Genomic DNA, 22,813 nt, shown 5'->3' on the forward strand with positions numbered 1-22,813 from the left:
CACATACACATGTAAAGTAAAACGCAGGAATTTGGGAGACTGCTGACATGACTAAGATATTTTTTGTTCTACTTCTTATTTTGAATTCAGGATTCTCCCGCGCGGAAACTGAAATAGAAAAGATTGAGAGAAAGCATAAGGTTGAAATAGGAGTCCATGCGGTTCAAGGGGCAAAGAGCTTCTCGAATCGAGAGGATCAAAGATTCGCCTATTGCTCAACCTTTAAATGGATTCTTTGCGCCGCTGTTCTGAAAAAGGTTGAAGAAGGAAAACTGAAACTTCAGCAGCCAGTTGGCTATAAGAAAAAAGATCTAATCGTACACAGTCCGGTCACTACAAAAAATCTTAAAGAAGGATCGATGAGTGTCGGCGACTTATGTGCAGCCACAATTCAGACTAGCGACAATGCCGCAGCCAATCTTCTTTCTGCTCTCGTAGGTGACCTTAAAGGACTGGAAAGCTTTGCTCGTGGCTATGGGGATTCAACAATTCGCTTTGATCGCCCGGAACCTTTGCTTAATACAAATATTGCGGGTGACTTGCGTGATACAACGACAGCTAAGGCTATGACCACGCTGCTTAAAAATGTAATTAGCGGGCCAGGACTTTCTAAAGAATCCAAAGAACAGCTTTTAACGTGGATGAAAGGCACAACCACGGGAGCAAATAGAATTCGTGCGTCTATTCCTAGTGGTTGGGCGTTTGGTGGTAAAACTGGTACGGCAAATCAAGACGCCGCTAACGATGTCGCAGTCATCTATCCTCCAAATCAAGATCCCATATACATTACGGTGTTCGTTAATGGAAAAGGCGCAGGCATGGAATCCCGCGAAGCAGCCATCGCCGAGACGACAAAAGAAGTAATACGTAAATTTGCCCCATGACCCACATGTCCGCATTGGGTTAAAAAATGTTAAGATCGCTCGCTTATTACTTTGACGTATGAAGTACTCCTTGAAATCATTGTCCCATCTACATTTCAGGGGGATGAATGAAGACAGCGTTTATCGTATTCGCGACTTTGCTTGGTGCGCAGGCTTTTGCGCAAGACACGTCGACATCAACAACTAAGATTTCAAATCCAGCGCAGTCTTCTGAGGCTCCAGTTGCTGAAGCTACTATCACGGCTACGGCTCCAAAGATTTCGTCTCCATGGCATTTTACTTTGGGTTCAGAGACCTTTACTTACGAAAACGATCATCGCGGCACAGATTCAGGTGCAGTTATCTCAAACAACTTCGTCGGTGCTCGCTATGCCCCTTCAAAACTTTGGGAGCTGGAACTACGCCAACACTTTCAAATCACCTCTAGCCGCCAGGGCTTGGGTTCCCGTGATGCAAGACTGCACAGAGACTCTGCTGCAGCAAGTGGCGAAACTGTTCTGCGCGCAGCTTTTAAACCCACAGGATTTATGGGATCAAGTGCTGCACTGATGGATCTTAGATATTACGCTCCGACCGATGCAGTTGCGCAAGAAAATCACGAAATGGGCCGTTTGCGTTTTGATAACTATTTCGAGTGGATCATGAATCCAAAATTCACGATGGCTGCTTACCTATCGCCACGTGTGCAGTTCAATAGCCAAAACAATCCAAACAAAGCTGTCGGCGCTGATGCTGAATACTATCAGGTGAAAGCGGCACCATACTTCATCTATACGATGAACGACCATATCCAACCCTATTACGCCTACACAGTTTCCGAAAAATCCAGCCAGGCACAAAGAGGCAACTGGGAACCGGATCTTGGGAATGTGGGTTCACACGAAGTTGGATTGAATATGTATTATGGAGCTTTCTACATTAATCCATCTATCATCAGCGATACGACTTTGGAAAATGGCAGCGGGTCCGTATTCAGTGCAGATTCAAGAGCCTTTTCTTACGATAACTTGAGCTATAACTTTAACGTTTACGCTGTTTTCTAGATTTCAAACTATAATCGAAATAAAAAAGCCATCCTCAAGGGTGGCTTTTTATTTTCACCTATGCGCACGAAGTAAGCCACTGCCACATCGCAGCTGTCTCTGGAGACAAAACCACTTACTTAAGCTCCATTCTGTATTTTGATTCAATGGCCGCAATCAAAGACGCCTTCGCTTCGGAAGGTGGGCAAGCCTGCGCAAGAGATCGCAGAATTCTTGCGCCGAATGATGAAGATGTTCAGATGTTTCTGTTTGGGGATGTCGTCGAGGCTTTTCAGGGATGATTCAAAGCCGATTACCTTCCCACAAGGATCTTTGATTTGCATGATGATACTTTTTGTCTCTTCGACATTCAAAGGTACTATATAAAGCTTTCACCACCATGCTCCTGCACTCTCTTCGTCGAGATTATCAACGAGCCAATAACCCACAGTAGTGAGAGTAGCCTCATGTACTCACAAAAAATTGTGCTTCGTTAGAAGCTGTACGATCATTCCATAAAACTCACGACTCGAATCGATAAGTCCCACCAGCTCATCAAGTTCCCGATTTAAATCATGCTCGTGATATGCATTGTGAGGATCCTCATGCAGCCTTCGTTCATATTCCCGAATATTTATTATTCTAGTACGCAGGGCCGTGGCTACACTTCGACGCTCTATCACCAACTCCTCCCTCAACAAACCAAAGATCTGTATTGTAGCTTCCCCACGTTTGTTGGGATTCCCATTCTTGTCTTTTACCGAATAAACTAGGCCATCCTCTGTAAACTCTAAATATTGATTCGGATCATCCACAGTGGGATCTATAAGAAGCGGTCTCTCTCTTTTGTCGACCCCAGGTTTAAATTCACCGCGCACCTTTCTCTGCAGAGGGAAACAATTTCCTTTCCCAGTCAGAATTGAATATGGTTGCCCGTATATGATTTGATAGGTTTCTTGGTTACAGTTTTGGCAAGAGGGAAGAAGGTTTTCCCAAACTGCACCTAACCAATAATACCCAGGTCTTCCGTCTTTACTATAGGTACTGTTCTTAATCTCTGCTTTAGGACGAAAATGTTCCACATGCAGCTTCGAAGTGCCTCGATACGAAGACTCACAGTATGCACATTTACCCTCAAACAGAATTTCCAACGCTAATTTAATATCTTTTTTTTTATAAACTTCAAAAGAGAATTCAACAGACTTGTTTTTCTTATTCTTGAAGTGCGCCAAAGCATCAGTAGTTTCACGAGCTCCTTTTGATTCTTTTCCATCGAGAGATTCGGGAATTTGCACATCCAGCCGATTAACTTTTCTCACGCTTGGCCCCAATAATATCAGCAATCTTTTTTTTTGTTATCTCACGCATATTACTTAAATCTTGCTCTTTATGATTTAAAGATTCCGCTGCGAGATATTCATCAATAAATTGCATTGCCAGCCTTTCCCTGCGCGATCGACTGAATAAAGAGGCACTATTTATTTTTTCTCGCAACTGATTTAGAGAGGCTTGTTCATCCTGACTCAATGTTCTTTTAGACATCAATAGTTGGTACTCTTTCATTGCAGCCTCCATAGTCGGTTCCAATGTAGAGCTCAAACCAAAATGTTCAGACATTAGAATTTGATCGATTCTTAAAGATTCAATATCAGGAAGATTTGGCCTCCTCCAAACATACCCATCTTCTCGCCGCTCAATTACTTCGACTTCGTTATTTTTAATTCCTCGAAGACACAAAGGATCGTGAGTGGTCACAACAAACTGCACTCGTGGAAAGGCCTCTCGTAAATTGCTAACAATTCGCATTTTCCATTGCGGATGCATGTGAACTCCAATTTCGTCTATAAGCACGATTCCTTCCGCGACATCTAGTGTCGGCCAACGATCCAGGAGTCCCCGCATAAGATGAACCAACATCGCGATTGTAGTCTGATATCCATCACTAAGATTCTCTAAGGAAATTTCCGCTCCACGATCAACATAAATGACTCGTTTCATTTTGCGGACAAATAGACCCGTAGATGCATTGGGCAAGATGTCCCGTAAAGCTCGCACGACCTGATTAAATTTACTCTCATCAACCCCTAGCAACCAATCCGATATTCCCGAAATATATTTCGTAGCATAAAAAAGATTGGCTATTCTTTGCGCCCTCGTATCACTACTGGAATTCTCAACTCCGAGAAGGCGAACTGCCCCATATCCGTAAACCTCTAAACCTGAAAAAGTACTATTACTAAAAAAACCTTGCGAATTAATATCAAGGTCAATGGGAATTTTATCCCCACTTAGATAAACCCTAACACTTGCATTTTTCGAGTTTTCATTAATCAATGATTTGGGATTTAAAGCTAGGTCAGTAGCTACATTTGGCCCCGACAATGTAAGCGCAAGAGCCTGAAGCAGAGATGTCTTTCCTACCCCATTTTCTCCTAAAAAAATCTTCCAGGAGCTTCCATCAGCGTTGGAACCTGAGAAATTAATGTTTAATTCTTTGATGCTCTTAAATCCACGAATTTCAATTCGTTCCACAAAACGTGCAACCTCCAAAGGTTGCGCTTCAACTGTTTTATCTTCCCGCTCCGATATATTAAGCCAATTCCTTGGTAAGGATGGTGTTGGTTTCCAGTCGTATTTTCTAAGCGTGGGCACGAAGACTTTGCGCAACTCTTCTGCCCTCAAGTCAAATTTTGTACCATTTACGATCGGAACTCGCTTCAAATAGTAATTCGGATCGGACATCCATTTTGCATATGCTTGATACTTCATTTGCAAATATGAATTGCCATTTCCAAGAGCATTCTTAAGGACAGATTCAAAATCGATTGAGAAGTGGAGCACCGCATTTTCATAGAAACGCTTTAACTCATGAGATCTTTGGTCACATAAAGCTATACGGTTCAAACCGAATATTTCAATTGTTAATTCACCTTCCCTTGAAAGAGACTGAACACGTCCATCCTCCCCAAACATTAGGTGATCGCCCGGATTTCCCTCACCACAGGGATCAATAATTAGTATACTTTCTGAATTCTTATCAATGGGCGTCGAGGGACGACAGCGACTTCCATCTACCGGAAAACGATTACCTTTGGTTTGACTACACAATGCACATGAAAGGTAAAGATTTTTCCATTCATAAGCATACCACCAGTAATGTTCAGAGCTAAAATCACCGTTCAATCCAAGTGAACCACGAATGGGTCTAAAATGATCGACTGTGGCTGGTGAATTGATACCGAGGAATGATTCGCAGTACGCGCATTTTCCGTTAAATTGCCTCTGAAGACCATCGAATACCTCAAAATAACGAAATACAGTTGTATCAACTTTCCACCGTATTTGACTATTACGTGAGGAGGAATGAAATTTTTTTGCACTTTCTTTAACGGATCTTACATATTTTGAACTAAGATATTCGGGTTCACTCCCTCTAATCACTCGAATCATAATTAGATATCTATACCAAATTGCTCTTTTCCATGAACCGTTACCATAAACTCGTTCGATCCAGTCTTGTCGAGATATCCCTTTTTAATATTCTGATTTAGGCACTCGCTGGCATTAGCTAGTCTATTTTGCCCAGCGTCTTTCAATGCCAAATTGACATCCGATGTTTTCATGAATGTCTTTCCTTTTTCTGAAAGATATACTGCAGCGGCCAAGAACTTTTGAACCTGATTATTGATATTATGATCCTTAATGAATTTTGCCAAAGAGACTGTAATGGTAGATATCTCGCGCGAGACATTCGGCGTTTCTTGTTTTAACGAGGCATATTCTTTCAATTTGGTTTCTACAAATTTTTGATCTGTACTTTCAATTTCCACTTCAAATTCGCCATTTTTGATTCTGATTCGATATTGTGATTCCATGGTCTATTCCTTAATCCTAATTGCAGCTTCGCCGTCGTCTGTGACAATGAATTCGTGAGAAGATACTTTTTCGATATATCCTTTTTTAATATTTTTATTCAGACATTCCGTTGCATTAGTTAGACGAATTTGCAAAGTTCGTAATGCCGATGTTACATCTGATGTCTTCATCGGTATTACACCTTTCTTTGTAAGGAAATAAGTTGCAGCAAGAAATTTCCCTACCTGATTGGATTCAAATCCATTAATTTTAATCAATTTAACTAGAGGAACAGAAAGCGGTTTAATGTCCTGTGGCTTATCGTCACTGAAAATGGTATGATCCCCACCAAGAAGAATCTCTTGGAGGCCCTTAAGTTGATCTATCGGAAGGGAATAGTAACCGCCACCAACATCATTAAGGATGCCCTCTTTAGTCATCCGATTAATTTGGCGATTTAAGTTTGTCGCATAGCTTTCTTTAAAATAAGACACTGCACTTCGCATTTCCAACAACAGGTCTTTACTTGTGAATTTAATTTTTTCTCCAAAAATTGATATCTTTGCAGCGCTTGCCAAAACCAAGTCTTTACCATCTTTAACTTTTAGCTTCTGAGCGACGCTATTAATACCAAGAGTTTGCTGTACGGAGGAAGCAGCGCCACTTGCAAAAGCGTTTGATTTAACGATTTTCTTATTTTCGTATTCGAGTAAACCTTTAATAGAGGTCATCAATTCCACTAACTCTTCCTTAATGAAATTTTCTGAACCCTCAAAATTGAACTCGAGGTCTCCCATTTTTAAAATAATCTTCGCAGTCATATGCCCTCTAAAACTTAATGTAGTTTAGCGAGCTCAGGAAATTTACCTATTATTTGTTGTAGTCTAATTTTTGGATTTTGGTCTGGAACCAATAATCGAACTCTTGGAGGCGGCGGAAGTGGACTCGGGCCGGAAACCCTGATTTCGCCGCCGCAAAAATATCGTACTTGATATTTTTGCGAACCCGTCGCGTTTGTTTTACCAAACGCATTGAGAGTCGAGCAACCGATGCATTGACTGATAAAAATAAAAAACCACCCATCCCGGGTGGTTTTTTATTTTTATTTGGTGGAGGCGGGGGGAATTGAACCCCCGTCCGCAAGTGATCCGCGATAAGGCGCTACATACTTAGTCAGTGTTTTAATTTGTTCGTAGGGCTTCCACAGACAAAATACCTACGACACACTCCCCCAGTAAATTTAAGCAAGTCTGCTGGAGAAAACCCAACTCGCCGAGGTCTCTAATTTGACAATCTACTCCAAAAGCGAAACCACCTTAAGGGAGATCGTGCGGCTAATTAAGCTGCAAGTGCGTAATCGTTGCCAATTACAAAATGGACGTTTTTATCGAGGTCCTCATCCGCCCCGGCATGCTCCTTATGTTTCAGCACCCACGTCGAAGCCAGTACGCCCCCATGTGAATACATAACTCATCTATTGTAGCACAGAATTTCAAATCACCTAATCGAGTAAATTTGAAGTCCCGAATCCCACGCAAAACGACTGGACATAGTGTTGTTTTGAACTTCAGAAAACAACATGCAATTCACCACGTCATTGCGATGTTTTTGTGCAGGTTATGTTACACCACCTTAACAGTACGCTAACGTGAGCATGACAATTCACCTGGTAAAAGGTCCAGATATCCACCATTTATAGGGGTCTTCCACAGACTTATCCACATTGTTGCTGAAATTTTGGTGATTTTTTTAAGGAAAATTTAAGATTCTTAAATTTTCGTGAAAGTGATTCGTGTTTTCTGACATGCCCGGTAACATAGCAAAAGACCCTAAAAATGGACAAAAAAAGGGAGCAAAATGCTCCCGTTTCCGATTCAAAATTTGTTCTAAATCTTAGCGAAATAGTTCCGCTGCAGATGCCGCTGATGCCGCCAATGAACTTACATTCGAACGCTCTTTGGCTGCTTCCGGATTCGCATTTGGAATCAAGGAAGACTTATTGGACTTCACCGAAGCTGTTGTTGCTTCAGCCTGAGCTTGAACTGCAACTGCTGGTGCTGCCGGAGTTGGTACCGGGCTAGCTTCTACTACTGCCACCTCTGCCATTTGCGCAAGAACTGCTTCAGCTTTCGCTACCGCCTCTGCAGAAGGAGCTGCTGCTTCCATCACAGAGTCAGCAAGCTTCACATCAAGAGCACTTTGCATAACCGGCTGAGAAGACGCATTTACAGAGTTCGTTACCGGGAACAATTGGATGTTCAGTTGGTACACTCTTTCGCCCTTGGTTTTCATACGAGCGATGGAGTTGTCTTTGTTCAAGCCTTTGCGCATTTGGCGAAGTTTGAATTTGATTTCTTCAAACTCAGCCTTCGTTAAAGACATCGTCAATGTTCCGAATTCGCGATCCGTTGGTTGATCCTGGTAAATGGATTCAAGTCCCAAGTACATCAACTGCGATTGAAGCTTACGAACCAACGCCACCGGAATGTCTTCAGGAGATTCAGTCAGGCTGCGGGCCTTCTTGATCTCACCTGTCTTCTCATCACGACGAAGTTCACCGGAAGCAATCAAAGCCTGAAGTGAGTTTTCGATTTCATCTTCAGAAGCTTTGCCGCGCAGAAGGTTTTTCAAAGATGCCGTATCAAACGTCACACCGTCTTGATCAACCATCGCGTAAACGATCCACGCAACCCAGTTCGGAACTTTCTCGAAGGATTTGCGATCGATTTCGCCGGATTTAAGTTTCACACCTACACGGTGCTCAGACATTTTCTTAAGGAAGATATTGCGATCTGCAGGATCTGTCGCTTGGGTAAAGTTCACCAAAAGACGGAACTCTTCAGTTTGCTCTTTATTAAACCCCAGCGCTTTACCGAATTTACCAATCATGTCTTCAGAAAGGTTTCTTTTCCCTTCGATGATCATTTTCAGGTAATTTGGAGATTTGATATTCGCTGCCGCCGAGAAAACTGCATAGTTATACTGGCGCAAAGAGCCCTTGGAGGCCTTACGTTTAAACTGATAAAAATCCGCCAGATATTCACGGTAGTTCATGTAATCGGACAGAGCTGGTGAAACCAGCGAAGTGTTTGAAATTTCTTTGCCTTTGCCGAACTCATGTTGATTGTGTTGCATTGAAATTGCTCCTTTGCGCCTAAATAGTTGAACGCAGTTGGTGCTTCAAAACAAGGGGATTCAATACGTAAAGCGGCATGTTTTCGCGCGGCATAAAAAAAGGGCTTTCGTTTTCACGAAAACCCCTGATGTAAAACAAAAGTTTTGAACTAATTAGCGCGGACGCGGTCTTGGTGGCGGAGGAACTGGCTGTTCGTTGTCACAGTTTTCCAAAACCAAAACAACGTTACGAATATCCATGCTGCCGTAAGTGTAGAACATTAGGTTCTGAGCGTTCTGACCGATCACGACATTTTGCGGATTCAAAGTGTATACCTGATTCCAAGGTCCCACCTGCATGCGCGGATACACAAAGACCCCGTTAATCGCCAAATCAACGAACGAAGTGTTCACCAAAGACGCTGCTTCAAAACTAACGGACACCAAGCGAGCACCACGGTACTGACGCCAGTTAAAATACGGAGTCAGATCCAAAACATCATTACCCATCATGCGACGGGAAATTCCCAAGTTCACCTGCTGACATTGGCAAGGATCTTCTACTCCCCCGCCACCGCCGCCGTTCCCCCGGCAACTTAGGTTTAATGCGATTGTTGCGATGTCAGACATGCCACGCACTTCAACTTCCATCAGGCGCACGCCTTGACCGATCACTGCCTGAAAGCGCGGAATAAAGTTCACAGGACCTTGTGGTGAGTTCACCCATTGATCCACTTGGCCGTTAATTAGCAACGCCATTTGTGTGCGGATATCAGAACCCATCACATTCACAACAACTGAATTTACAACGCAACCTTGATAGCGTTGATCAATTCCAGCCAAAGCAAACAAATTCAACCGCTGATTCATCACGCGACGTTGAATGTAGATGACTTTCTGCTCTTGTCCATAACCACCATTGCCTGGTTGTCCTGGGTACGGTTGACCTGGATAAGGCTGTTGTGGCGGCGGAGGAGGAATCGGTGTCGTTGCCGGTGGACGACCTGGATTTGGTTTCGGTCGTGGGTTTGGTTTAGGTTGTGGTTTTGGCTGAGGACGCGGTTGCGGCTCGGGACGTGGATAATCCGGCTCACCTGGAATTGGCAAATCGTCGTCAGGAAGTGGAAGTGGCTTATCGTAACCACCATTCTTCGGTCCCTGGTTTTGTCTTGTTTGCGCTTCGCCGACTTGTGATCCAAAGACCATCGCCATAGAAATCGCCAAGATAAGAATCTGATTTAGAGCCATTTCGTCCCCCTTTTGCATAATTAGAATCTGCGCGGAGGACATAAAGCAAGCGTTATACCAAACAATTGGGTGTCACAAAGAAACCAGGAAGCATGACAGCATAAAAAAAAGGGCTGCAGCTTGGAGTCTGCAGCCCTTGGGCAAACAAAGGGGATCCTTTATTTGTATTTTGGGTTTATTCAACTGATGGCAAATCTTCGCCGATGCCACCATCGTATCCGCCATCAAAACCACCATCGTCAGTTTGACCTTGATAGTCGTTAAGATCGATTACAGGTTTAATGCGTCTCATGAACGTGATTGCGAAAGCATCTTGTTTGTAAGTCGCAAGTTTTCTCATTTTAAATACGATACGCAATTGGCCCAAACCATTGTTAGCTGTCAAACGAGCCTCACCAATCATGTTTTGGTAGCTCAATTTGCCAGTGCTGGAAAGACCGTCTTCGTCAGCATTTGGATCCGCTTTCAGTGGCTTCAATACGATGTTCGTAGAGTTACCAGATTGCGGGGAAACCAATGGACCAGAGAATGCCAAAAGTTGATTTGAACGCGTCGTGATCACAACCGTGAAACCCGCGCGACCATTTACAACTTCCCAAGTATTCATGAAGGCGCTTTTCACGCTGTTTTCAGATTGGTTGTACTTTTTAGAGTTGTTTGCAAGGTCACGCATAACATCGTATTCAGGGTTGCCATTTTTAGAAAGTGGCATCTTGAAATGAAGATCCGCGATAGACTGACGGAAAACGATATCAATCTTGCTTGCTGAACCAGAATAGCCCAAATCAACTTTTACCAAAGTGGATTCACAACCGCCATCCAAATCAAGGCACTGAAGTGTACCGCGAGAAAGCAATGAACCAGTTGTCTTTGTTCCGTTACCAGAGCGAGCAGATTGCAAATTGATGATTTCGTTGTTTTCGTCAAAAGAAGAGTTACCCACCAAGTTATAAACTTTCGGGAAACCATTTTCCTGAACGCGCAAAGTAACGATGGATTGACCAGAAACGCTGTCAAACTTCAATTTAGCTTCAGTTACAGAAGCCGAGTTACCTACGTAGTCACGTTTCAAGCCACGGATCACGTCGATCGTGTTGTCCGTTGAAGAAGAAGTATAAAGAAGGCCGTCGTTAGAAACAGCACCCGTTACGCGCTTACCATATTTATCGCTATCGATATTTGCTGGCTGAGCACCTTCGTAATTTGGTCCCATGAACACGCCGTCAGCATTAGCTGTACCCTGTTGAATTGGCGCATTTGGATTAACATTTGTGCCTGCACCTTCCAGTTGCGGAAGATCAGACTCTTCAACTGTAGTTTGTGTTTGAGGAGCCGGAGCGCCACCTACATTTGCATTTTTATCTTTGCTGCAGGCAGCAAGTCCTAGTGTTGCGACCAAAGCCGCAGTAATCAGAGAATGTTTTTGCAACATTGAAAACCTCCAAGTTTTTTCAGTCACGTGTTTTGATAGGACCAGCAATAGCAAGGCTCAGGCCAAGTTTTGTCACCTCTGAACTAGCTTGTATTGCAATACACACCTATCCTATGATCGGTTTAAGAAGGAATTACATGGCTGCTTACAATTTGAACGCCCTATTGAATGATAAAAGGAAATTTCGACACCACCTGCTTTTGGTTGTGGTTTTGGCCCTGATTCTGGCAGGCACTGTGGCAGTCCTTTTCGATCAGAACGTGGCTCAGTATTTTAATACTCCAGAGGCCCATAAATTTGTCAGACCCGCCGCCCGCGAGGTCACAAATGTCGGTCTTTCCGAGCACTACTTCACGATCTCTCTATTCGCATGGCTGTTCTGCGCCTTTGTCGCCCCTCGCGTTCAACAGCTTAAAAAGTATGCGGCAAAAGTCGATTATTTTCGTTGCTGGGGTTTGAATTTCTTAGTGGCCTTGTTGGTCAGCGGAGCCATGACCCATATCGTGAAGTTCTTCGTGGGTCGTCAGCGTCCTCATAAAAGTCCAACTTGTGATCCGTTCGTATTTGATCACTGCACCACTCACTGGCACTGGCATTCGTTTTCTTCTGGTCACTCACAAGTGATGTTTACAGCGGCTGTGATGTTTACTTTGGCATTTCCAAAGTTTAAATGGCTATGGATTGCGATTGCGGTATTTGCTTGTGCAACTCGCGTGATCATTCAGGATCACTTTGTCAGTGACACGATTTTTGGCGCTACTGTGGGTTATGTCGGCACACTGCTAGCGCTGAAGTGGATGCAGAAAAGCAAGAACGCTCTGGTTTAAGAGCGTTCGGAATTAGGAACGTTCCGATAAAAAGTCCGTCGTATTTTGTGCGGACTTTAAAGTCTTCATGATGCGGGAATATTCTGGGATATAGGTTTCAACAACCGCCCAGAATTTCGGCGAATGATCCATGTGCTTTAAATGCGAAAGCTCATGCACGATCACGTAATCGATGATCTCTTCACTAAATACTATCAAACGCCAATTCAGATTAATCGCTTTGCGCGAAGAACAGCTTCCCCAGCGAGTTCTTTGCTCGCGGAATTTAAGCTCTGACGGGTAAAGCTTCATCACGTCTGCCCAGTGCTTTACCTTTTGCGATAACATCTTCACGGCTTCACGCTTATAGAAATGTCTGATCTCGGCTATGGCTTTGGGATGATGCTCAAGCGAAGTATTCGCCTCCCACTGCGCTTTCGGGATATGCAGGAAGAGTTGCTCTTCACTGACTGATACGAAAGCTTTCTTAGCCAGGGTGACTACGACCTTGAGTTCGCGATCAACTCCCAGGAAGGGAAACTTTTCGCCAGATTGGATTGATTTCTTAGGATACAGATCCGCCATGGCTTCAAATTTAATGAAGTTCTTTTCGATCCATTCGCGTTTTGAGGACAAGAAGTTCAGCACCGTTTGCTGGGAAGTGATTTTGTTAGTCACCACTTTGATTGGTCGATTGGGGTAAAGGTAAATCGACAAGGACCTGCGAAAAGGCTTACGGTGCAGCTCCACCGCCCAATTTGCAAAATCAAATAATTCAACCGACCCACTCATAGCAAAGGAGAATGACTTAACCCCGGAAAGGTGGCAATCTAATTTCATGGACAAGAATTCTTCGTTTTATAATTTGGATCCCGATAAAGTTCTGCAAGCCGCGGATAATGCCGGGTTTTATCCAACCGGAGAGTTCACTCAACTGAATTCCTATGAAAATCGCGTTTTTGACATCAAGCTTGAAGAGCCAGTCGAGCCAAACTCACAAAGCAAAAACGTCATTGCAAAGTTCTATCGTCCGAATCGCTGGAGCAAAGAAGCTATTTTAGAAGAGCACGAGTTTCTGCTTTCCTTAAGAAATGAAGGCATTCCTGCAGTAGCTCCCCTTTTTCAAGGTCATGATTCAACGGTTGCGGAAGTGGATGGAATGTTTGTTTCGTTCTTTCCAAAAGTTTTAGGAAGAATGCCGCAGGAATTTTTGGGCGATGATTATCGCAAAGTCGGCCGCCTGATGGCACAAGTCCACAATGTGGGTGCGCGCAAGAAAGCTCCGCATCGTCCAACACTAGATACCAGCTACTATGGTGGCTGGGAAACTTTGGATAATCTTCAGGATTGGATTACGCCGGAGCTTCGCTCTCGTTATAATGTTGCTGCTGAAGATATTCTGTACGCGATCGATGATAACTTTGATCCATCAGAATTCATTCGTATTCACGGAGATTGTCATAAAGGAAATTTACTGAATAACGGAACGCAGTTTTTCCTGGTCGACTTTGACGATTTCGTGAATGGCCCTGTGGTGCAGGATTTCTGGATGTTACTATCTGGTGATCAGGAAACATTCGGTGAAGAAAAAGATCTTATTATCTCTGGCTACGAGGAGCTGCGCGAATTTCCAGATCATCAGTGGTCATGGATTCCGATGCTGCGTGGTCTGCGAATTATTTCTTATGCGGGATGGATTGCAAAACGATGGGAAGATCCTAGTTTCCCAAGACTGTTTCCGGAATTCAACACTTACCGCTACTGGGCAGAAGAGGTTGAAGCACTGGAGAAAATCGCTTGGTCGATGAATCCTGCTTAAGACCCATCTTGGAACCATTTGCCACTTTGCATTTCACGATGATTTTATAAATTTCAGTTTACTTTTTATCCTCACATAAGAGATACTGGATTCACTCTATTGAAAGGAGGCCATCAATGATTTTGATGTTGATTGATACAAAAAACACTACTTCCCAGTCTGGGAATACACTTGCGATGGCTTCCGATTCCTACGGATTTTAAGGTAACTATCTCATTTCTATTCCCTAAATTTTAATACCATCGAACGCGCGCTGATTTTTCATCGCCCGTTCCACAATATTTTTTTCAAAACAAACTCTCGTCAGAGCTTTGGTCCGCGGCCTTTGGATCGCGCTTTGGCGAGCATTATCCACACAGGAGGAATTATGAACGCATTTATGCGTAAAAAAGCGGTATGGAAATATCGAAACGAGCGAGTCTTTTGGAGACTCGTGGACTCTTCTGCGGATGTGTATGTTGATAGCGTAATAAAGGCCGGCCAAGTAACAAGCTTCCTCCTATATATGGTGTATCGAACACCAGGATTGATGCTCGCCATTTCCGAATGGATTTTACAAGGACCGGTTTTTAGACGTGATGGCAACACACATGTTCCAGAAGCAGTTGAACCGAACAAGCATCTGCTTGAATCACGGTTAAAAAGTATGATGTTTATCCGCTAATTTTTTAGAGGAGGGATTTTCCCTCCTCTTTTTTTATTCTGCTCACAGAGTTTTATTGACGGACCATTCCCGCCTCGGGAAAGCTTAATAAGACACGAACTTTTCAACCAAGGATGGAACCATGAAGTTTCTGATTTCCGTATTGCTTTTGGGTTTAACTTTGACTGCCTGCAAGCCCGTAGAAGAACTTGACGAAAATAACCCTGAAGACACAATCGCAAATCAGACTGACTATACTGCCTGCAACACAGGTGGTGGCTCCTCAAAAACAATCATCGGTTCCTGGTTTTACAAGCAAGGTATCGGTAACACACAATTTACGAAAACCTTCACGTTTGCCCGCGACTATGTTCGCGTTACCAATGACTGCGTCTTTGATGGCGCCCCGGTTCGCGCAACCGCTACTTCGCGCATCGTTCTGGGTATTAACTCTGTGAGCTATTTGGACTCCGCTTTAGGTGAGAATGCCTTGCAAAGAGAGGGTTACAAGCTGGTTTGCCAATCCAAAATCAATCCGGATGATTTAACTTACCGCTTCCAAGGCCCTTGCCTGGTAATTGTAAATCAGGCCGAGGGCACTGCTCTTACTTTGCTTCCTGCAACCAACTAGTTTTCAATGCCCGCCCTGGAGTTAGGCCCTGGGGCTCGCCGCAAAGCAGAACTTCCTCAATCCTTTGTCATGAGGTCCGCCCCTGATCTATATTTCTAGGGCTTATTAACCCTTCAAAGGACAACTCATGAAAAAAATCAAAGTTGCAAATCCCGTCGTTGAACTAGACGGCGACGAAATGACGAGAATCATCTGGAAGTTCATCAAAGAACAACTAATCCTTCCTTACCTGGACATCGACATTAAGTACTACGACTTGGGCATGGAGCATCGTGATGCTACTAACGACCAAGTAACTGTTGACGCTGCTGAAGCGATCAAAAAGTACAATGTTGGTATCAAATGCGCGACGATCACTCCTGACGAAGCTCGCGTAAAAGAATTCAACTTGAAGCAAATGTGGAAATCACCGAACGGCACAATCCGTAACATCCTTGATGGTACAGTTTTCCGTGAACCAATCATCTGCCAAAACGTTCCACGTTTGGTACCTAACTGGACAGCACCAATCTGCATCGGTCGCCACGCATTCGGTGACCAATACCGCGCGACAGATTTCGTGACTAAAGGTAAGGGTAAATTGACTGTTACTTTCCAACCTGAAAATGGTGGCGAAACAATCACTCACGAAGTTTACAACTTCAAAGGTGATGGTGTTGCATTGACTATGTACAACACTGACGAATCTATCACGGGCTTTGCTCGTTCTTGCTTCAACCAAGCATTGACGAAAAAATGGCCGTTGTACCTTTCCACTAAAAACACCATCTTGAAAAAATACGATGGTCGTTTCAAAGACATCTTTGAAGACATCTACCAAAAAGAGTTCAAAGCGAAGTTCGATGCTGCAGGCATCACTTATGAACATCGCCTGATCGACGACATGGTTGCTTCTGCATTGAAATGGAATGGTAACTTCGTATGGGCTTGTAAGAACTACGACGGTGACGTTCAGTCTGATACAGTAGCTCAAGGTTTCGGTTCTCTTGGTTTGATGACTTCAGTACTTGTTACTCCAGATGGTAAAACAATGGAATCTGAAGCAGCTCACGGAACAGTGACTCGTCACTACCGTCAGCATCAGCAAGGTAAGCCAACTTCTACAAATCCAATCGCTTCTATCTTTGCCTGGACTCGTGGTCTTGAGCACCGTGGAAACCTGGATAACAATCCTGAGTTGGTTAAGTTCGCTCAAACTTTGGAAAAAGTTTGCGTAGCTACTGTTGAAGCAGGCTTCATGACGAAGGACCTTGCCGTTTGTATCTATGGCGACAAAGTTCCAGCTGACAAGTACATGAACACTGAGCCGTTCTTGGCAAAGCTAGACGAGAACTTGAAAAAAGCTCTTGCGATGTAGTTTGCACTCCGACCTTTTCGGAGTAGAACAAATCACTAAGATTTAAATTAAAAAGCCCTGGGAAAACCCGGGGCTTTTTTTTTATTTCAGACTTGCGTTCGAGGCTGTCATTTTCATTTTCGCTGCGGAAGTAGATTCGACCACTTTGTTCACGGTTTTTTACGCGATGTACTTCAGCGATTACCAAGTGATTTTGATGGCGTCGACGTTCTTTTTGCCGGGGCCGTGGTATACGGCTTCGATGTTATTGCCGTCGGGATCGATCACGAAAGCTGCGTAGTAGCCCGGGTGATATGGGCGCTCGCCTGGTTTGCCATTGTCTTTACCACCGGATTTAAGTGCGACTTCATAGAAACGATCTACCATTTCGCGATCTTTTGCCTGGAACGCCAGATGAGTACGACCAGTCACTTCGCCATTTGCGGCTTGGCTGGTTTTTGAAGAGATGAACAGCTCGTCAACCCAGAAGAAATCGGGACCTTCGCCGCCGATGGGAATTTGCAGAGTTTCAAATACCGGAAGATAAAACTTTTTGGTTTTCTCGAGATCATTCACAACCAATTGAAGATGATCTATTAAACGTCCGCGATACATTTCATTTACTTCCATAATGTCCCCTTATTGGTTTGAGTCCTCTGCACTTCGTCCCAGGATGAAGATTTTCTTTAGCTCTTGCAGGCCGTCCTGAAGGCTGTTTTCGCAGCGGAACCCGGTGTTTTCAATTTTCTGATTGGAAATTACATAGTCCCGTTTATCCGGATCTTTCATTTCATTGTTGGCAGTAATTACCAGATTCGGAACTACTTTCTGAATTTCTTGGCAAAGCTCAAGCTTAGTCATGTTCGCTGCTGTTAATCCGACATTGTAAATGCCGTCTTTCATTGTGTCCCAATTTTGAAGGGCATGAACGTAAACTCGGGCTCCGTCTAAAACATGCAGGAAATTTCTGCGGAAATGTCCTTCGAAAAGATGAATCTCGCCCGCCGCTTGTGCTTTCCACATGAAATCATTCACCAGGAGATCATAGCGCATGCGATAGCTTGCTCCGAATAAGGTAGCAAAGCGAAATGAGACTGCATTGCCGCGATCAAGAACTGCTTTTTCTGTTTCAACCTTTAGGCGCGCATAATGGGACAATGGTTTTAGCGGAGAAGATTCATCGCAGTAAGCCTCGCCCCCAACACCGTATCCACTGTTGGTCATGGGAAAAAGAACGGCCTGATTTTTAGAAAGAAGTTTTACACCATCGACAATTGCCTGGTGATTCACTGATGTTGCAAGATCCGTGTGCTTTTCACAAACCGGCGCGCCAGTTAAGCACGCCAAGGGAACAAAGGCGTCGCATTTTTTAAGCCAATTCGCATAAGCTGAGGTATCTCTGGCATCAGCTTTCATCAAGTGAAAGTTCTGATTTTTCAGATGCGCCTGAAATACTTTTTGATTGTATCTGAAATCATCCAGGGCAAAAACTTCGTGGCCTGATGAGAGCATCAAGTCCACAAGCTGCGTTCCTTTATATCCTGCGGCCCCGGTGATTAGAATTTTCATGCGGTAACTTCTGAAAATAGCTCTGCAAGGTTTAAACCCAGATCCTGTCTTAGAACTTCACGGCCGCCGTATTTATAGGTATAGCCACCGCTCATATTCAAAGCCATACGTTTTACCGAGCAAGGAATATCCCAGTCCGTAACCGTCTCAGAAATCATCGTGCCTAAACCGCCGTTACGGAAATGCTCTTCAAGGCAGATAATCTGCTTATAGTTAGATAGCTCTTTACGCAGGTTTTCGTGAACCATATCCAAGCGTGCGACTTCGATAATGCTAAGATCCGGGGAGTTATCCATGATCTCTTTGGATTTAGCGACTAAGTTACCCGTAACCAGAAGCAACTGCTTGCTGCCGCCTTTTTTCAGGTATCTGAACCCTTGTGCGAAATTCATCGCGGATTCGCCTGGAATATGTGGAAGCACTTCACGGTCAAGGCGCAGGTAGCGTGGAGTACTCGGATTATCTAAAACATACTTCGCTGCCAGCTCGGCATTCTCCGCACTGGAAATATTTAGGATTTCGATATTTGGGAAAGCCCGCATAACAGCGACATCCTCAACCCCGTGGTGAGTAGGTCCTGAATCTGCGTAACTAAAACCACCACCGACACCGATAATCTGTACCGGCAACTTCATGATGGACATCTGCACGCGAATTTTTTCCAGACAATTGATCGTGATGAAGGACGCAATGGCGAAAGCAAAAGGCTTTTTACCTTCAAGTGCTAAGCCCGAGGCAACAAGGATCGCATTTTGTTCAGCAATCCCCGTGTTAAAGAACTGACCTGGAAGATTACGACGAATCAGATCAAGTGCCGGCGCCCCCATGTCAGCGGAAATAACCACGATGTCGCGATCCATTTTACCGCGCTCGTAAATTTCCGACAATAAGGCATCACGTTGGGAAAGTTCTGTGTGCAACATTAGATAGATCCTTTCGCCAAGTCTTTGCGGGCCTGATTAATTTCCTGAGTTCCTTTTGGAGGAACTCCGTGCATAACCGGATTGTGAGAAAGTGAAGGGATCCCAGCGCCCTTGGTCGTTTCAGCAATAATGACAGTGGGCTTACGGGACTTGCGATTGCGCAGACCCGACATGCTTTGGATTAGAGATTCAATATTATGTCCATCCACTGTCACGACATTAAAGCCAAAGGACTCAAACTTTTGATCCAAAGGTTCCAGTGCCATCATGTTTTCGGTAAAGTCTGTCGTTGCCAGGAAATTCCGATCAACGATAACGACGAGATTGTTGAGCTGATTGTGAGCTGCGAACATCGCTGATTCCCAGATGGAACCCTCGTAAAGTTCACCGTCTCCCAGAAGACAATATACCATATGAAGGTCACGATTCATTTTTGCCGCAAGTGCAACACCGGCAGCAACCCCAAGACCATGCCCCAAAGCACCCGTCGTTAGTTCAACACCTGGCACACTGTTTTGCAGATGCACGCCAAAGTGACCGTCTTTTTGTGCAAATCCGTTAAGCCAGTCTTTCGGGAAAAACCCTTTTGTGGAAAGCACACTGTAAATCAAAGGACTGCATTGGCCTTTACTGATGATCACGCGATCACGTCCTGACCACTTTGGTTCCTCTGGTCTAACATTGACCAGTCCACCAAAATAGAGACTGATTAGAACTTCAACTGAAGACATCGAAGAAGTGACGTGACCGGTACCTGCCTTAATACACATCTCTAAAACTTCGGTGCGGGTGTCGTGGGCTAATTTTTTTAGTTCTTCAAAGTTCATCATTCGCCGACCTCATTGAGAGCCTTACAAAGTTCATCGATCCATTTTAGCGGCAATCCTGGAAAATTGCCCAGATAGAATCCGTTATGGTGAATTTGCTCAGTGTTCACGTAATCCGTTGGATCCAGTTTAATTCCGCGAGTTTTTAAAAATCCCTGTCGAGTTTGATTACCACCACCGGACATTCCGCGGCGATATTCGACTCCCAAGTGATTTAGGACTTGTTCGACTTGGGGTTTTAAATGCGCATGCTCTGCACGCAGTTGCAAAAGCAAAGCATAACTTGAGCTGCCTTTAACATTGTAGTCAGTAAAGTACTTCTTGCGATTAAGCTGCTTTAGAAATCTTAGAAGACGTACATTTCTTTGGACGTTGTTTTTATCCAGGCGCTTTAGTTGGTTAATCCCAAGAACAGCGCCCAATTCATTGTTGCGGAAATTGAATCCAACGACTGGGAAATCAAATTCCTTATAGACACCTTTGGAATTGCCTAGAAATTCCTGCAGTTCTTCCGGGGCGGTCGATTCACGCAACAATCCATGCCCGCGCTTAATTCTGATAAGTTGCGCAAACTTTGGATCATTAGTGGAAACCATGCCGCCTTCAATGGTCGTCATGTGATGCCCATAATAGAAGGAAAAGTTGGAGGCAAAACCGAGGCTTCCCACTTTCTTTTTACCGTACATGGCTCCGTGAGATTCGCATGCGTCTTCGATTAGGGGAATGTTTCGGCTTTTAAGCAAATCCAGGATTTTCTTATCAACGCCATTTAGCCCCAGAATATGTGTCAGAAATACCGCTTTTGTTTTTGGCGTGATAGCTTTTCTAATGCCTTCATAATCCAATGCCAATGTTTCCGCATTGATGTCTACAAAAACCGGCGTAAAGCCGTTTTCAATCACAGAGACAACATCCGAAACCCAAGTCAGTGGCGGCAGGATCACTTCACCGGTTCCCGCGATATCTCTAAGTGCTGACATTGTTAGAAAGTTTGCAGCCGAACCGGAGCTTAGGAAAATACTGTGCTTAACACCCAACCACTGTGACCAGGCTTTTTCAAACTGCTTTACCTTTTCACCTTGAGTAAAACGATCAGACGTCATGATGTGTTTCACCAAAGCAGTCTTATCGGCCTCGTTGATATTATTTTGAATTAAGGGCCAGCGATAGTTATTCATAGGAAGCCTTAGCCAGAACCTTATCAATGGAGTATCTGCGACTGAGATTGATCTTTTTAAGGTTTACGATGTAGTCATAGGTTTTCTGACCGAACTTGGTTTTAATCAAGTTCAAGTAAGCGGGGCTATTATGATAGATGCTCCACGCCTGATCTCTAAAGGTTAGAACTTCCGCTGAGCTAATATGTTTTGTTGGCAACGGTTTGCAATCAAAAGAGTGCTGACTATAACCCAACCACGTTTCTGGAAGTTCCGTATTGTTACGAACAGCTTCGCGATATAGTTCTGAGCCTGGATACGCCATTGCCGAATAGAAATTTGCAGTTTCCAGATTTAGCTCGACTGCCAGATCCAGACTTCTTTGCATGGTCTCAAGTGTATCGTCAGGAAGACCAAAGACGAAATTGCCGTGAACGTGGATGCCACCATCTTTAAGCATCTTGGTTTTCGCGAAGATATCTTCTTCGGTATAACGTCCTTTGTTCACGCCAGTTCGCACTTTTTGATCGAATGCTTCGATACCCAGGACAATCCAGTTAATACCGGCAGCTTTTAGCTTATCCACGTGTTGAGGCTTGATCGTGTCGATGCGACCGAAAACCCAGATGTTGAAATCGTACTTTCGCTCAATTAGAAGTTCCGCAATTCGTAAAAAATGTTCTTCTTTAAGTACGAACATCTCGTCGGCAATTTTGATATTCTTAATACCTAAAGCCGCATAGACATCAAACTGCTTGATGATGAATTCTGGTTCCCAGTAGCGGAATGTACCCTGTTTTCCAAATGGAGCACTGATGCAGCAAAAACTGCATCTAAATGGACAACCAAGGCTGGTATAAACTGTGGCATACGGCTGACGTTGCTCAATGTGATCAAAACAATGCCAGTTCGGAGCTTTGTAGTTTCCCATAGGCAGTGATTTTAAATCCACTTCCGGAAAAACAGTGCCCAATAGCTTTTGCTCAATTAATGGAGCCGCCGGATTGTGTTCGATATTTCCATCGTCGCGATACCATAAACCCGGAACTTTTTTCAGATGCGAGATCGTCTTAAGGTCTGTTTGCAATAAAGCATCCAAGGTTCTCGGGCCTTCGCCCTCACAAACAAAATCACACGCCTCATCTTGCATCGTGCGCAGAGGTAGTGCGGAGATATGACCACCCAGCATGATAATCTTAAGTGTGGGATCCAGTTTCTTTAGCTCCGTGCACAGATAACTTGCCCCAAACATCGCTTGAGTCGAGGCCGAAGGATGCTGACCATAGACCACGATACAAATAAGCTTGGGATTTAGCTGGCAGATACGATCATAGGTTTGTGCTGTCGCCAGCGACTCCGCCGCACAATCAATTTGATCAGCACTGTGACCCATACTTTTCATTGAAGCTGTTAACATCCCCATCCACACCGGAAGTTCCAATGTAGCAACGCCACCACTTAGATTCTGGTAAACGTGTTCTGAAATAGGGGGATTTAGAAAAAGTATGTCCACTGAATTCACTCCAAAAATATTATTTGGATAAACA

Annotated in this window: 22 protein-coding genes and 1 other RNA gene; 8 read left to right on the forward strand and 15 right to left on the reverse strand. The window is 44.1% G+C overall.

Annotated elements, in window-relative coordinates:
* Positions 1-47 precede the first annotated feature (47 nt).
* The 3 genes from bla to ACLWNV_RS16950 all read left to right on the forward strand — a co-directional run bounded on the left by bla (position 48) and on the right by ACLWNV_RS16950 (position 2,208).
* Positions 48-884 (forward strand): class A beta-lactamase, encoded by an 837-nt coding sequence (bla, locus tag ACLWNV_RS16940; protein WP_413585630.1) that lies wholly within the window; start codon positions 48-50, stop codon positions 882-884.
* A 107-nt stretch (positions 885-991) separates the two neighbouring features.
* On the forward strand, positions 992-1,927 hold the full coding sequence (locus ACLWNV_RS16945; RefSeq protein WP_413585631.1) for a hypothetical protein: 936 nt from the start codon (positions 992-994) through the stop codon (positions 1,925-1,927).
* Between the two features lie 50 nt (positions 1,928-1,977).
* Positions 1,978-2,208 (forward strand): EthD family reductase, encoded by a 231-nt coding sequence (locus ACLWNV_RS16950; RefSeq protein ID WP_413587649.1) that lies wholly within the window; start codon positions 1,978-1,980, stop codon positions 2,206-2,208.
* A gap of 171 nt (positions 2,209-2,379) precedes the next feature.
* Here ACLWNV_RS16950 and ACLWNV_RS16955 read toward each other — a convergent pair whose 3' ends face one another.
* From ACLWNV_RS16955 to ACLWNV_RS16990, 8 genes are all read right to left on the reverse strand, one after another.
* Positions 2,380-3,225, reverse strand: coding sequence for a hypothetical protein (locus ACLWNV_RS16955; protein WP_413585632.1), 846 nt, complete (start codon positions 3,223-3,225; stop codon positions 2,380-2,382).
* Positions 3,212-5,356, reverse strand: coding sequence for an AAA family ATPase (locus tag ACLWNV_RS16960; protein ID WP_413585633.1), 2,145 nt, complete (start codon positions 5,354-5,356; stop codon positions 3,212-3,214). Before ACLWNV_RS16960 ends, ACLWNV_RS16955 begins: the two co-directional genes overlap by 14 nt.
* 2 nt (positions 5,357-5,358) lie before the next feature.
* Positions 5,359-5,781, reverse strand: coding sequence for a hypothetical protein (locus ACLWNV_RS16965; RefSeq protein WP_413585634.1), 423 nt, complete (start codon positions 5,779-5,781; stop codon positions 5,359-5,361).
* 3 nt (positions 5,782-5,784) lie between these two features.
* Positions 5,785-6,582, reverse strand: coding sequence for a hypothetical protein (locus ACLWNV_RS16970; protein WP_413585635.1), 798 nt, complete (start codon positions 6,580-6,582; stop codon positions 5,785-5,787).
* 286 nt (positions 6,583-6,868) lie between these two features.
* Positions 6,869-7,216: a transfer-messenger RNA gene (gene ssrA, locus ACLWNV_RS16975) on the reverse strand.
* A gap of 438 nt (positions 7,217-7,654) precedes the next feature.
* Positions 7,655-8,896 carry a TIGR02147 family protein gene (locus ACLWNV_RS16980; RefSeq protein ID WP_413585636.1) on the reverse strand — a complete coding sequence of 414 codons (1,242 nt, stop codon included), beginning with the start codon at positions 8,894-8,896 and terminating at the stop codon, positions 7,655-7,657.
* Positions 8,897-9,049: 153 nt separating this feature from the next.
* Entirely contained in the window at positions 9,050-10,123 is a 1,074-nt protein-coding gene (locus ACLWNV_RS16985; RefSeq protein WP_413585637.1) for a hypothetical protein, read from the reverse strand.
* 175 nt (positions 10,124-10,298) lie between these two features.
* Positions 10,299-11,555: a hypothetical protein gene (locus ACLWNV_RS16990; RefSeq protein ID WP_413585638.1), complete on the reverse strand. Its 1,257-nt coding sequence runs from the start codon at positions 11,553-11,555 to the stop codon at positions 10,299-10,301.
* Between the two features lie 137 nt (positions 11,556-11,692).
* Here ACLWNV_RS16990 and ACLWNV_RS16995 point away from each other — a divergent pair, with 137 nt between their 5' ends.
* Positions 11,693-12,382, forward strand: a complete 690-nt coding sequence (locus ACLWNV_RS16995) for a phosphatase PAP2 family protein (protein ID WP_413585639.1) — start codon at positions 11,693-11,695, stop codon at positions 12,380-12,382.
* Between the two features lie 12 nt (positions 12,383-12,394).
* Here ACLWNV_RS16995 and ACLWNV_RS17000 read toward each other — a convergent pair whose 3' ends face one another.
* Positions 12,395-13,153, reverse strand: a complete 759-nt coding sequence (locus ACLWNV_RS17000) for a M48 family metallopeptidase (protein WP_413585640.1) — start codon at positions 13,151-13,153, stop codon at positions 12,395-12,397.
* A gap of 46 nt (positions 13,154-13,199) precedes the next feature.
* Here ACLWNV_RS17000 and ACLWNV_RS17005 point away from each other — a divergent pair, with 46 nt between their 5' ends.
* The 4 genes from ACLWNV_RS17005 (at position 13,200) to ACLWNV_RS17020 (ending at position 16,811) form a co-directional block, all read left to right on the forward strand.
* Entirely contained in the window at positions 13,200-14,180 is a 981-nt protein-coding gene (locus ACLWNV_RS17005) for a serine/threonine protein kinase (protein ID WP_413585641.1), read from the forward strand.
* A gap of 367 nt (positions 14,181-14,547) precedes the next feature.
* Entirely contained in the window at positions 14,548-14,844 is a 297-nt protein-coding gene (locus tag ACLWNV_RS17010) for a hypothetical protein (RefSeq protein WP_413585642.1), read from the forward strand.
* Between the two features lie 121 nt (positions 14,845-14,965).
* Positions 14,966-15,454 (forward strand): hypothetical protein, encoded by a 489-nt coding sequence (locus tag ACLWNV_RS17015; protein ID WP_413585643.1) that lies wholly within the window; start codon positions 14,966-14,968, stop codon positions 15,452-15,454.
* Positions 15,455-15,581: 127 nt separating this feature from the next.
* Positions 15,582-16,811 carry an NADP-dependent isocitrate dehydrogenase gene (locus tag ACLWNV_RS17020; protein WP_413585644.1) on the forward strand — a complete coding sequence of 410 codons (1,230 nt, stop codon included), beginning with the start codon at positions 15,582-15,584 and terminating at the stop codon, positions 16,809-16,811.
* 180 nt (positions 16,812-16,991) lie between these two features.
* Here ACLWNV_RS17020 and ACLWNV_RS17025 read toward each other — a convergent pair whose 3' ends face one another.
* Genes ACLWNV_RS17025 through ACLWNV_RS17050 form a run of 6 tightly spaced genes read right to left on the reverse strand, consistent with a single transcriptional unit; the run spans position 16,992 to position 22,779 of the window.
* Positions 16,992-17,420 carry a VOC family protein gene (locus tag ACLWNV_RS17025; RefSeq protein ID WP_413585645.1) on the reverse strand — a complete coding sequence of 143 codons (429 nt, stop codon included), beginning with the start codon at positions 17,418-17,420 and terminating at the stop codon, positions 16,992-16,994.
* A 9-nt stretch (positions 17,421-17,429) separates the two neighbouring features.
* Positions 17,430-18,359: an NAD-dependent epimerase/dehydratase family protein gene (locus ACLWNV_RS17030; protein ID WP_413585646.1), complete on the reverse strand. Its 930-nt coding sequence runs from the start codon at positions 18,357-18,359 to the stop codon at positions 17,430-17,432.
* Positions 18,356-19,282, reverse strand: coding sequence for a transketolase family protein (locus ACLWNV_RS17035; protein WP_413585647.1), 927 nt, complete (start codon positions 19,280-19,282; stop codon positions 18,356-18,358). The genes ACLWNV_RS17030 and ACLWNV_RS17035 overlap by 4 nt, the downstream gene beginning before the upstream one ends.
* On the reverse strand, positions 19,282-20,112 hold the full coding sequence (locus ACLWNV_RS17040; RefSeq protein WP_413585648.1) for a transketolase: 831 nt from the start codon (positions 20,110-20,112) through the stop codon (positions 19,282-19,284). The genes ACLWNV_RS17035 and ACLWNV_RS17040 overlap by 1 nt, the downstream gene beginning before the upstream one ends.
* Positions 20,109-21,287 carry a DegT/DnrJ/EryC1/StrS family aminotransferase gene (locus ACLWNV_RS17045; protein WP_413585649.1) on the reverse strand — a complete coding sequence of 393 codons (1,179 nt, stop codon included), beginning with the start codon at positions 21,285-21,287 and terminating at the stop codon, positions 20,109-20,111. Before ACLWNV_RS17045 ends, ACLWNV_RS17040 begins: the two co-directional genes overlap by 4 nt.
* The gene (locus tag ACLWNV_RS17050; protein WP_413585650.1) at positions 21,280-22,779 is read right to left on the reverse strand and encodes a B12-binding domain-containing radical SAM protein; all 1,500 of its coding nucleotides are present in this window, start codon (positions 22,777-22,779) and stop codon (positions 21,280-21,282) included. Before ACLWNV_RS17050 ends, ACLWNV_RS17045 begins: the two co-directional genes overlap by 8 nt.
* Between the last annotated feature and the right edge of the window lie 34 nt (positions 22,780-22,813).

This window comes from Bdellovibrio sp. HCB274 (genome assembly GCF_047306075.1).
GTDB lineage: Bacteria > Bdellovibrionota > Bdellovibrionia > Bdellovibrionales > Bdellovibrionaceae > Bdellovibrio.